7 protein-coding genes and 1 pseudogene are annotated in these 11,453 nt (G+C 68.2%); 6 read left to right on the forward strand and 2 right to left on the reverse strand.

Annotation, left to right across the window (positions count from 1 at the left end; genetic code table 11):
- Nucleotides 1–105: 105 nt before the first annotated feature.
- The 6 genes and pseudogenes from ACV530_RS11300 to ACV530_RS11325 form a co-directional block, all read left to right on the forward strand.
- Complete coding sequence (locus tag ACV530_RS11300; RefSeq protein ID WP_494332302.1) at nucleotides 106–1,650, forward strand: PLL family lectin; 1,545 nt, start codon at nucleotides 106–108, stop codon at nucleotides 1,648–1,650.
- Nucleotides 1,651–1,688: 38 nt separating this feature from the next.
- Nucleotides 1,689–3,350 (forward strand): PLL family lectin, encoded by a 1,662-nt coding sequence (locus ACV530_RS11305; protein ID WP_494332222.1) that lies wholly within the window; start codon nucleotides 1,689–1,691, stop codon nucleotides 3,348–3,350.
- Between the two features lie 80 nt (nucleotides 3,351–3,430).
- Nucleotides 3,431–5,374 carry a DUF8189 domain-containing protein gene (locus ACV530_RS11310; protein ID WP_494332223.1) on the forward strand — a complete coding sequence of 648 codons (1,944 nt, stop codon included), beginning with the start codon at nucleotides 3,431–3,433 and terminating at the stop codon, nucleotides 5,372–5,374.
- Nucleotides 5,375–5,464: 90 nt separating this feature from the next.
- Nucleotides 5,465–6,454 (forward strand): alpha/beta hydrolase, encoded by a 990-nt coding sequence (locus tag ACV530_RS11315; protein ID WP_494332224.1) that lies wholly within the window; start codon nucleotides 5,465–5,467, stop codon nucleotides 6,452–6,454.
- A gap of 266 nt (nucleotides 6,455–6,720) precedes the next feature.
- Nucleotides 6,721–8,064: a TolB family protein gene (locus tag ACV530_RS11320; RefSeq protein ID WP_494332225.1), complete on the forward strand. Its 1,344-nt coding sequence runs from the start codon at nucleotides 6,721–6,723 to the stop codon at nucleotides 8,062–8,064.
- A gap of 512 nt (nucleotides 8,065–8,576) precedes the next feature.
- Nucleotides 8,577–10,196: pseudogene (locus ACV530_RS11325) on the forward strand (alkyl/aryl-sulfatase); the annotation flags it as partial.
- Here ACV530_RS11325 and ACV530_RS11330 read toward each other — a convergent pair.
- A complete protein-coding gene (locus ACV530_RS11330) occupies nucleotides 10,153–10,938 on the reverse strand; it encodes a metallophosphoesterase family protein (RefSeq protein ID WP_494332226.1) in 786 nt (261 codons plus the stop codon). The pseudogene ACV530_RS11325 and the gene ACV530_RS11330 sit on opposite strands and share 44 nt — an antisense overlap.
- 70 nt (nucleotides 10,939–11,008) lie before the next feature.
- Complete coding sequence (locus tag ACV530_RS11335) at nucleotides 11,009–11,413, reverse strand: cupin domain-containing protein (protein ID WP_494332227.1); 405 nt, start codon at nucleotides 11,411–11,413, stop codon at nucleotides 11,009–11,011.
- Nucleotides 11,414–11,453 lie beyond the last annotated feature (40 nt).

The raw sequence follows: 11,453 nt of genomic DNA on the forward strand, positions 1-11,453 counted from the left end.
ACAGTTCGGGAAGCGAAGCCAACCGGGTCCGGAGGCCCCCTTTCACCGGCATTTCATCGGTGCTCTCTATCGTCGGCCGCCGACGAACGGAGAGGTTCTGTCGTGATGCCTTTCAGATCATTGCTCAGCAGATTGCTTCTGCCGCTGATAGCCGGTGTGGTCACGCTTGCCGTGACCACACCGGCTTTTGCGAAACCGGCCGAGTCGTCCCAACGCGGCGGCCCGATCACCCGAAGCGAGGTGATCTGGCGCGCCCAGAACTGGGTGGACCAGCACCCTCGGTACAACCAGGACGGGTCCTTCCCCGGCCCCGGCGGTGACTTCAACTACCGCACCGACTGCTCCGGATATGTCTCCATGGCGTGGCATCTGGACGCCAACCCGAACACCCGGCTACTGCCCGGCTTTTCGCATGAGATCGGGCGAAACGAGTTGCGGTCGGGGGACATTCTGAACTCGTTCTACGATCACGTCCTCATCTTCCAGAAGTGGGAGGACGATCACGGCGGATTCTCCTACTACAGCTTCGGTGGGGGCGCCACCGCCGTAGAACCGCCGGGGCACTTCCGCGCGAACATCAACAACGCCACGCTCGACGGTCACCCCAACGGCGACTACAAGGCGCTCCGGTACAACAACATCATTGAGGAGACCGCGACCCGGCCGCACCCGTACGCCCCGGGCCGGGTGGTGTCCGGGCGGTCCGCGGATGGCCGGTTGGAGGCTTTCGCGGCTGGTGCCGATGGTGTGTATCACTCGTGGCAGACCGCGGTGAACGGCGCTTGGTCGGATTGGCAGTTCGCGGGTGGCCCACGTAATGCGCAGTTGGCGGTGGCGTCCAACGCGGATGGCCGGCTGGAGCTGTTCGCCTTGTCGGACAGCACGTTGGACCACATATGGCAGACCGCGCCCAGCGGGGCCTGGTCGGGTTGGGAGAATTTCGGTACTGGGGGGTATCGGCTGGCGGCGGGTAATAACGCTGACGGGCGTATTGAGGTGTTTGCCTCCAACGCCAGTGGTGTGTTTCACCGGTGGCAGAGTGCGCCCAGCGGTGGCTGGGCCGGCTGGGAAGGTGTCGGCGGTGGCCCGGCCAACTCGCGGCTGGCGATGGAAACGTCTGCGGACGGGCGGCTCGAGGTGTTCGCGCTGTCGGACTCCACGTTCGGGCATCTGTACCAGAATGCGGTCAACGGCGGCTGGTCGACGTGGGAGAACTTCGGCGACGGCGGACACAGCCTGACCGTCAACCACAACACTGACGGACGGCTGGAGGTCTTCGCCTCCAACGCCAACGGCGTCTTCCATCGCTGGCAGACCGGATTCTCCACGTGGTCCGGGTGGACGGGAACGAGTGGGCCGGCGAATTCCCAGCTGACGTCGGACCGTTCGGTCGACGGCCGGGTCGAGGTGTTCGCGATCAACGGCAGTACCGCTGCTCACATCTGGCAGACCGACCCGAACGCACCTTATTCGGCCTGGGAGACCTTCGGTGGCGGCGGTACCAAAATCACCGCCGGTCACAACGCCGACGGGCGCGTCGAAGTGTTCGCGACCAATCGTGACGGTGTCCATCACCGGTGGCAGACCGGCTTTGCCACTTGGTCCGAATGGGGCTGGGTGGGCAATTCCGCTGGGCCTGGGGTCGGCTGAACTCCGCACATTTCACTTCACAGCAGGAAGTCAACATCATGCCAAGACGTGGTTTACGCCGTGCGTTCACCAGACTGGCCGTCGTGGCCGCTGTGTGGGCGTCGGTCACCGGGATGACCGCCTCGACTGCCTTCGCCGGACACACCCCTGTTCCGGGCCCCGGCAAGGACCGATCCGGCGTCTCCCGGTACTTCAGCGGCCCACAGGGGCTGGCCATTCCGACCGTGCCCTGCGACCCGGCCGGACCGTCGGCCACCGACGGCATCATGGCCGACCAGCTCAACCCGCAGCTGCACGCGAAGATGGCCAACTACATGAACGCCTACAAAGTGTCCTGCGCGCGGATGGTCACGCAGGCGGTGAAGGACCGGGGGCTCAACCCGAGAGCCGCGGCGATCGCCGTCGCCACGATCATCGTGGAGAGCAGCATCAACAACTACTCCCAGGCCGTGGACTACACCAGCCTCGGGCTGTTCCAGCAGCAGAACTGGTGGGGCACCCGGGAGGAGCGACTGAACCCCGCCCACGCCACCAACGCGTTCCTCGACAAGATGGAACAGCTGTATCCCGGCGGCTCGTGGAACAACGAGGCGATCGGCGAGGTGTGCTGGCACATTCAGCAACCGAGAGAGGACCTGCGCGGCCTGTACGCGATCGAGGCGGCCGACGCGACGGTCATCGCCAACGCGCTGTGGTCCGGAATGAGCGGCGGCCCCAAACACCCGTATGCCTCGGGTCGGGTGGTGTCCGGGCGGTCTGCGGATGGCCGGTTGGAGGCTTTCGCGGCTGGTGCTGATGGTGTGTATCACTCGTGGCAGACCGCCGTGAATGGTGGTTGGTCGCAGTGGCGGCTCGAGGGTGGTCCGCGTAACGCGCAGTTGGCGGTGGCGTCCAACGCGGATGGTCGGCTGGAGTTGTTCGCGTTGTCGGACAGCACGTTGGATCACATATGGCAGACCGCGCCCAGCGGGGCCTGGTCGGGTTGGGAGAATTTCGGTACTGGGGGGTATCGGCTGGCGGCGGGTAATAACGCTGACGGGCGTATTGAGGTGTTCGCTTCCAACGCCAGTGGTGTGTTCCACCGCTGGCAGAGCGCGCCCAGTGGCGGCTGGGCAGGTTGGGAAGGTGTCGGCGGTGGTCCGGCCAACTCGCGGCTGGCGATGGAAACTTCTGCGGACGGGCGGCTCGAGGTGTTCGCGCTCTCGGACAGCACGTTCGGGCACCTGTACCAGAATGCGGTCAACGGTGGTTGGTCGGCGTGGGAGAAGTTCGGTGACGGCGGACACGCCGTCACCACCAGCTACAACCAGGACGGCAGGCTCGAGGTGTTCGCCTCCAACGCCAACGGAGTGTTCCACCGCTGGCAGACCAGCCCGACCGCGTGGTCGGAATGGACGGGCACCGGCGGGCCCGCCAATGCCGAGCTGACCACCTCACGTTCGGTCGACGGCCGGGTCGAGGTGTTCGCGATCAACGCCACCACCGCGAGCCACATTTGGCAGACCCGCCCGAACGCGCCGTACTCGGAATGGGAGACCTTCGGTGGCGGCGGCACCCAGATCGGTGCGAGCAACAACGCCGACGGTCGCATCGAAGTGTTCGGTACCAGCCGCGACGGTGTCCATCACAGGTGGCAGACCGGGTTCGCCACGTGGTCGGAATGGGCCTGGCTGAACGATTCCGGCCCCGCGGTCAGCTAGCCACTTCGACGTGGGTCTTCCGTGGCCGTTGGTGCCGCGGAAGGCCCAATTTCGGTACGCCGACCGGAAACGGATGAATCATGCGCAGCTTCAGATCGCTGTGGGCGGTTGTGCTCACCCTCGTGTTCCTGGCAGGAGCAGCCGGATCGGCACTGCCCGCCACGGCGGGGTCCGGGCAGGTCGGTGCGACGCCGTTCGTGCAGATCTACGACCCGAGCGTGGGCGAATCGGGTCCCTGGTATCTCAACGACCACACGTTCGTGCAGGACGATCAGGGCACCTGGCACCTGTTCGGCATCACGCACGCCGAACCCTCGAACGACAAGGACGAGAACACCTTCGCTCACGCCACCGCGCCGAGCCTGCACGGGCCGTGGACGAAACGTCCGCCCGCTCTGCACGCGGACCCTTCCTACGGTGGCGGCGAGACGCACCTGTGGGCGCCGCACGTGATCAAGTCCGGGTCGACGTACTACATGTTCTATGCGGGCGGCGGATCCGATCCCACCAACGCCGCGATCAGCCTGGCCACTTCCACCGACCTGTACACATGGACCCGGCACCCGGGCGGGCCGCTGTTCCGTGACGGCTACGAGGCCCGCGACCCCATGGTGGCCCGCGTGGGCGACCAGTGGGTCATGTACTACACCGCGACCGCCGTTCCCGGCGGCGGGAACCATGTGGTGGCCTACCGCACCAGCACCGACCTCGTGCACTGGAGCGACCGGTCGATCGCGTTCACCGACCCGGCGAGCGGGCGTGGCGCCGGCGACACCGAGTCGCCGTTCGTGGTGTTCGCGGACGGGACATGGCATCTGTTCCTCGGGCCCCGTGGCGGGTACGTCGGCACCGACGTGTTCTGCAGCCCGGATCCGTTCCGCTTCTCCGCCGACCAGCTCTGCGGCCATGTGTTCAGCCACGCCGCGGAGGTGATCAACGCCGAGGGCCGATGGTGGATCAGCCACGCCGGCTGGGGGCAGCGCGGGGTGTGGCTGGCCGGTCTCGACTTCGGCAAGGGCAGTCGGCAGTACGCGGTCGAGGCCGCTTCGGACCCCGGTGACCGGGTGGTGATCGTCTCCGGCGCCGACGGGCGGCAGGAGGCGTTCGCCGGTGGGCCGGACCAGGTGTGGGGGAGGTATCAGACCACGCCCAACGGGCCGTGGTCCGGCTGGTATCCGTTCGGGGGACCGAAATCGGCGACGCTGTCCGCGGCACGCGACCTCGACGGGCGGCTCGAACTGTTCGCCTCCGGCGAGGGCCGGGTGGACCGCAGGGCACAGTCGGCACCGAACGTATGGCAGGGCTGGGAGAACTTCGGCACCGCCGCACACGACCTGACCGTGGCACAGAACGCCGACGGCAGGCTCGAGCTCTTCGCCAGCGGGCCGCAAGGCATCTACCACCGCTGGCAGACCGTGCCCGGCGGCACGTGGGCCGGGTGGGAGCCCTTCGGCGGGCCCGCCGGCTCGGTGATCGCCACCGGTCGTGACGCGAGCGGCCGGATCGAGGTGATCGCCGCCGCGCACGACACGGTGTACCGGCGCAGACAGGACGTGCCCAGCGGTAACTGGCCTGCCGGGTTCGAGGAGTTCGGCACCGTGCCCGGCATCACGCACCTGGCTCTCAACAGGCGGCCGGACGGCGCGCTCGACCTGGTGGCCGGCGGATCAGCGGGCCTGTCGCGGAGAGTCCAGTCCGGGCCTTCGGGTGAGTGGTCCGCGTGGGACTTCTTCGGCGGGCCGTCGAGCGCACGAGTCCACGTGGGGCGCAACGCCGACGGCAGGATGGAGGTCTTCGCCACCGGCCGCACCGGCACGGCGCACCGCTGGGAGAACGGGTCCGGCTGGTCGGCGTGGGAGGGCTTCGGCCCCGGTGCGTCCGGGTCCGGGTTCGGCACCAACGCCGACGGCCGCATCGAGATCATTGCCGGGACCTCCGCCGGCCCGCTGAACGGCCGCTACCAGCTCGTGCCCAGCGGTGGCTGGTCGCCGTGGGCACCGGTCGGCGGCCCGCCCCTGGCGTGAGTCCGCTTGGGCCCCGCGGGGTTTCACAGGGATTTCATCGGCCACTGCCACTGTCGCCCGGTGAACTCGGGTCCGGACCAGGAGGTCAAGTTGAGCGAGCACCGCCCCACCCGCAGAAGTCTCTTGAAGGCCGCAGGCGGAATATCCGCAGCGGCGGCGCTAGGCGGCGCGAGTGTCCTTGCGACAGCGTCGGCGGCCAGTGCGGCCGACGACGGCTTCGGGCTGCACATCTACGAGCGTGGCGAGACCGACCCTCGCATGTGGTGGTATCGGTTCGAAACCGCCGAGATCGGCTGGCGACCCGCGGTCAATGTCCTGCTCCCCGACGACTACCACACCAGCGGACGCACGTACCCCGTCCTCTACCTGTTGCACGGAGGCGGTTACGACCAGGACTTCATCACCTTTGACCGTCCGGACATCAACATACGCGAGCTGACCGCCGGCAAGCCGATCATCGTCGTGATGCCCGACGGCGGGCACTTCGGCTGGTACTCCAACCCGGTCAGCACTCTGGTCGGCCCCCGGAACTGGGAGACTTTCCACTACAACCAGCTGATCCGGTGGATCGACGCGAACTTCCGGACGTTCGCCGAGTACGACGGCCGCGCCGTCGCCGGGTTCTCGATGGGCGGCTTCGGAGCGCTGAAGTACGCGGCCAAGTACTACGGCGACTTCGCCTCGGTGAGCGCCCATTCCGGCCCGGCCAGCCTGCGCGGCAGCGGCGGCGCGGTCGTCCACTGGGCCAACGCGACCTCGATGCTGGACCTGGGCGGCGGCCAGGTCTACGGCACGCCGTGGGACCAGAACAGGGTCAACATGGACAACCCGTGCCAGCGCCTCGACAGCTACCGGAACAAGCGGATCTTCCTGGTCGCCGGTACCAGTCCCAAGCCGCTCGACTGGTTCGACACGTTGAACGAGAAGTTCGTACTCGACACCCAGCGGGAGTTCCGCGGCCTCCTCGACCGCGCCGGCATCCCGTACGAGGCGCATGAGGAGCCCGGCGGCCACTTCGTCCGCAGAGAGCTCCTCCGCCAGGACATCGACGGCATCATCGGCCGGCTCCGTAAGGCATAGGTAAGGCATAGACCGACCACGCGCGTCGCGATGCGGAACACGTGGGCTCCAGCCGCTGGTTGGGGCCCACGGCCGAGCGAACCGACGGCGGTGGCGCGGGCGAAGGCCGCCCAGGCAGAGGCCGGATTGCTTCAAGCAGGCCCCGCGGCCAGGCACTGCTGCCGCAACGGCCGTATCCGGCGATGAAGGCGGGACGATGTGATTGACCTGATCCTGACAAGCCGGTTGACTGTGCGCGCCCATGCATTCCTCAACCGGGAGGATCCGTGCGCCACTTCAGGCCCGTCGTCATCCTGGCCGCCGCTCTGGGCCTCTGCGTCGCAGCGGTTCCGGCGGCCTCGTCGGCCTCGGGCGTGCCCCAGCATCCCGGCACCGTCCGCGTCAGCGTCCGCGCGGACGGCACCGAGGCCAACGGCGACTCGTTCGGTCCCCGCATCAGCGCCGACGGGCGCTTTGTCGCCTTCGCCTCCACCGCCACCAACCTCGTGCCCGGCAGCCCCGCCTACGACGGCCTCTACCTCAAAGACCGGTGGACCGGAGCACTGGCGCGTGTGGACTCCAAAGCCGATGGCGCTCCCGTCGGATTGACGGGCAGGCGCCCATACGACCTCAGTGCCAACGGGAGATATATCGCCTTCAAGGTTGCCCGGGGAGACGGGGCCGACACCGATATCCGGGTATATGACCGGGCGACGAGGCGGAGCGAGCCGCTCGTTCCCAATCCGGGCCGTGCGGCGGGCTCTGTGGGCAGCCCCCGCATCAGCGCCGATGGACGCTACGTCGCCTTCTACTCCGACCGCAAGGATCTCCTTCCCGCGGGTTCCAGCCGGGGAGAGGTTTTCGTGAGGGACCGTCTCAAGGGCACCACCACCCTGGCGAGCCTGACCTCCCAGGGCGTACCCGTGCAGGCGATCGACGTGTCACTGCGCGGGCTCAGCGCGGACGGCAGCCGGGTCGCCTTCGTCGGCAGGACGAGGCAGGCACCGGACGCGCCGCCCTCTGCCAAGTCCCCGGCCGGAGGGGGCCAGCGCCCGCACTGGTACGCGTTCTACGTGCGTGACTTGCGCACCGGCCGCACGCAATGGGGAGCCCACTATCCCGACGGGGACCCGGTGAACGTCAGAAACGGCCGTGCCGACGTCAGCCCCGACGGCACCACTTCGCTTTTCGACACCACCTCGGAGCGCGTGATCCCCAGCGACACACGTGAACCCGGCTACAGCGACACCCACGAGGTCTACCTGAACGACCTGCGCACCGGCGTCACCCAGCAGGTGAGCACCGCGCCCGATGGCACCATGGCGAATGGCGAGTCCCATTACATCGCCGCCAGCGGAAACAACCGTTGGGTGCTTTTCCTTTCGCTGGCAACCAACTTGGGCTGGCCCAATACCGGCGACATGGGTGTGCCCTTTGTGCGGGACATGAAGACCGGTGCCATCGAGCGCGTGGACGCCGCATACGACGGCAGCACGCCCAACGCCGACGCGGGCGAGGGCTGCGCGATCGACTGGAGCGGCCACGTGGTGGCCTTCGCCAGCCGTGCGGACAATCTCGTGCCGCACGACACCAACAAGCACGGGGATGTGTTCGTGCGCCGTCTGCCGTAGTCCCTCACCGTCCGGATTCGGCCGGGTCTGATTCCTCAAATCCTGTCCGATTCAGGTGCCTTGCACGCATGAGTCGGCTACGCATAGCGTCACTCGGGTTACAGCGCATCACACGTATCCCACGACGCACGCGGCCGCTCCCGCGTGCCCGAGGAGGCTGCCGCATGCCCGAGTTCACCGGACCGATCGAGGCCGCCCCGGCCGTCGCCGAGGCCAACCGCAAGGTCATCGAGACGATCCCGCCGAACTCCGAGGACTTCGAGGACGCCCAGCGGGGCCTGATCGTGCTGCCCCCGATCCCCGCGATCCCGGCCCGCCGCCAGGGGGACCGGGTCGTGTGGAACTTCGTCTCCTACGACTTCCTCAGCGACTCCGACGTGTCCGAGGCCCCGCCGACCGTCAACGCGAGCCTGTGGCGCCAGGGGATCCTCACCGCCCAGGCCGGTCTCTTCCAGGTCGCGTCCTACGAGCACGGTGCGGTCTATCAGGTCCGCGGCTACGACCTGTCCAACATGACCATCATCGAAGGCGATTCGGGCATCGTCATCATCGACCCGCTCGCCTGCTACGAGACCGCCCAGTGGGCGCTCAAGCTCTACCGGGACGCCACGGAGAGCAAGCGGCCGATCGTCGGCATCATCTACACCCACAGCCACGTCGACCACTTCGGCGGCGTACGCGGTCTGTTCCACGAGAAGAACGACGTCATCGACACCGACATCCCGATCATCGCGCCCGACGGCTTCCTGGAGCACGCCGTCAGCGAGAACGTCTACGCGGGACCGGCGATGGCCCGTCGCTCGGAGTACATGTACGCGGCCAAGCTCGACAAGAGCCCGTACGGGCAGGTGGGTTCGGGCCTCGGGCTGACGATCTCCACCGGCGAGGTCACCCTCGTCCCGCCGAACGTCAGCATCGGCGGGTCCGGCACCGCGCCCGTCCCGCGTGACCAGTGGTCGTCCAAGGACGTCATCGCCTGGAGGCCCGGCCTCTACCGGCAGCTCATCGACGGCATCCGGCTGATCTTCCAGCTCACGCCCGGCACCGAGGCCCCGGCCGAGATGAACATCTATCTCCCGCAGGCCCGCGCCCTGTGCGCCGCCGAGAACGCCACCCACACCCTGCACAACCTCCTCACCCTGCGCGGCGCCCAGGTACGCGACGCCCACGCCTGGTCGAAGTACCTCACCGAGACGATCCAGACCTTCGGCGAGCACACCGAGGTCGAGTTCGCGTCCCACCACTGGCCCCGCTGGGGCAAGGAGAAGATCGTCGAGTACCTGAGCAATCAGCGGGACCTCTACGGCTACCTCAACGACCAGTCGCTGCGCCTGATCAACGTCGGCAAGACGGGCATCGAGATCGCGGAGGAGCTGGAACTGCCCGAGTCGCTCGCGGCCCACTGGTACACGCGCGGCTACTACGGTTCCCTCAGCCACGACCTCAAGGCCGTCTACCAGCGCTACATCGGCTGGTTCGACGGCAACCCGGCCCACCTGTGGAACCTCCCGCCGGCCAAGGCGGGTGCCCACTATGTGGAGGCCATGGGCGGCGTCGAGGCCGTCGTCGCCAAGGCACAGGAGGCGTACGACCGTGACGACTACCGCTGGACCGTCGAGCTCCTCAACCACGTCATCTTCGGCCACCCCGAGGACGACGCGGCGGCCAAGGAGCTCCAGGGCAAGGCCCTGACCCAGCTCGGCTACAGCTCCGAGAACGGCACTTGGCGCAACTTCTTCCTCACCGGCGCCCACGAGCTCGCCCACGGCATCGAGAGGCCCGCCAACCAGGAGCCCGGGGACCTCGTCCTCAGCATGAGCCTGGAGCAGTACTTCTCGACCCTGGCCCGCACCGTCGACGGCCCCGCCGCCGGGCGCGAACAGCGCGACCCGATCGTGCTCCAGTGGCTGGTCAACGGCGCGGAGGAGGAGACCTGCACCACGACGCTGCGCAACGGCGTCCTCGTCTTCACACCCGGAAAGGACCACTTCGCCGGGACCCCGCAGACGGTGATCAAGCTGACCCGCGAGGTTCTCAACGGCCTGCTGTACGGCCCCAACGGCTTCAAGGCCGCCTTCGACGCCGCCGTCACCGGCAGCCACGTCCAGATCCTCGAGGGTAAACAGGACTACGCGGACACGGTGTTCGGCTACCTGACCGCACCCAACCCCTCGTTCCCGATCGTCGCCCCGGTTTCGCCCGAGCAGCCGAGGCGCTGACGCCCGTCCCGTGAGGCGAATGCTCGGTTGCCCGCGCGCGGAGGAAGTAGTCGGCCCACTCGGCGATGCCGGGGCCCAGGAGTGCCCAGTGGGCCCCAGCCCGTCCGTAGGGCATGCCGACGCTGCCCGGGTTGATCACGAGGCGGCCGTGGGCGAGCCGGACGAACGGCATGTGCGTGTGGCCGCAGACCACCGCGCGGATGTCGGTGGCGAGCCCGCCGAGGACTTCCTGCCAGCGGTCGAGCGGTGAGTCGACCAGGACAACCTCTTCGTCGTCCCGGGGAGTTGCGTGGCAGAACAGCACCTGCCCCAGGCCGTGCACGGGAAGGGTGAGCGAGCGCGGCAGCCGGGCGAGAAGGGCGAGGTGGTCCTCGCGCAGCTGTCCGGCGGCCCAGGGGGCGATCGGGTCGGGGATCGAGGTGCGTTGGCCTCGGCGGTATTCGAGGAGCTCACGGTCGGCGTTGCCGCTGATCCACAGGGCGCGGTCACCGAGGCCGGTCAACAGGTCGAGGACCTGGGCCGGTTGCGGGCCGGCGGCGATGTCGCCGGTGAGCACGATGCGGTCGGCGGCGCCCACGTCGGGTTCGGCGAGCACCGCCTCCAGGGCGGGCAGGACTCCGTGGATGTCGGACAGTACGGCCACTCGGTTCGGCATGGGTACCACTATGGGTTCCCGCACGGGCCGAGCGGGAGCCGCTCCCGCTCGGCCGGTCCGTAGCGCCTTCCTACTTCGCTTCTTCGAGCTGGTACAGCTCGGGCAGGGACACCTTGATCGGCTCCTGCGTGGTCCGGGCGATGACGACGACCACGGGCTCGTCCGGGCTGGGGTTCTCCTCGCGGTGCGGGACGAACGGCGGGACGAGCAGGAAGTCGCCGGGGCCGGCGGTGATCCGTACCTCCTGGGTGCCGTCGTGGAAGACGAAGACGGGGTGGCCGCTGACCACGTAGATGCCCGCCTCCGACTCGCCGTGGTGATGGTTGTCCGTGGCGCTCAGCGGAGGGTTCTCCACCAGGCCCATCCAGAGCTTCTTCGAGCCGACCGTGCCGCCGCTGATGGCGGTGTAGCCGTCCAGCTCGCCGGACCGGACGTGGTGCACGCGGTTGGCCGGGGGCACGTTGTGGGTGGTCATCGTGCGGCCTCCTTGTTGCTTGCCTTGGTGATCTTCGGAT

It is taken from the genome of Streptomyces sp. SX-6 (assembly GCF_059089585.1).

Coding starts and splice junctions, on each gene's coding strand:
- ACV530_RS11300 (WP_494332302.1), top strand. CDS start 106: ATGCCTTTCAGATCATTGCTCAGCAGATTGCTTCTGCCGCTGATAGCC.
- ACV530_RS11305 (WP_494332222.1), top strand. CDS start 1,689: ATGCCAAGACGTGGTTTACGCCGTGCGTTCACCAGACTGGCCGTCGTG.
- ACV530_RS11310 (WP_494332223.1), top strand. CDS start 3,431: ATGCGCAGCTTCAGATCGCTGTGGGCGGTTGTGCTCACCCTCGTGTTC.
- ACV530_RS11330 (WP_494332226.1), bottom strand. CDS start 10,938: ATGCCGAACCGAGTGGCCGTACTGTCCGACATCCACGGAGTCCTGCCC.
- ACV530_RS11335 (WP_494332227.1), bottom strand. CDS start 11,413: ATGACCACCCACAACGTGCCCCCGGCCAACCGCGTGCACCACGTCCGG.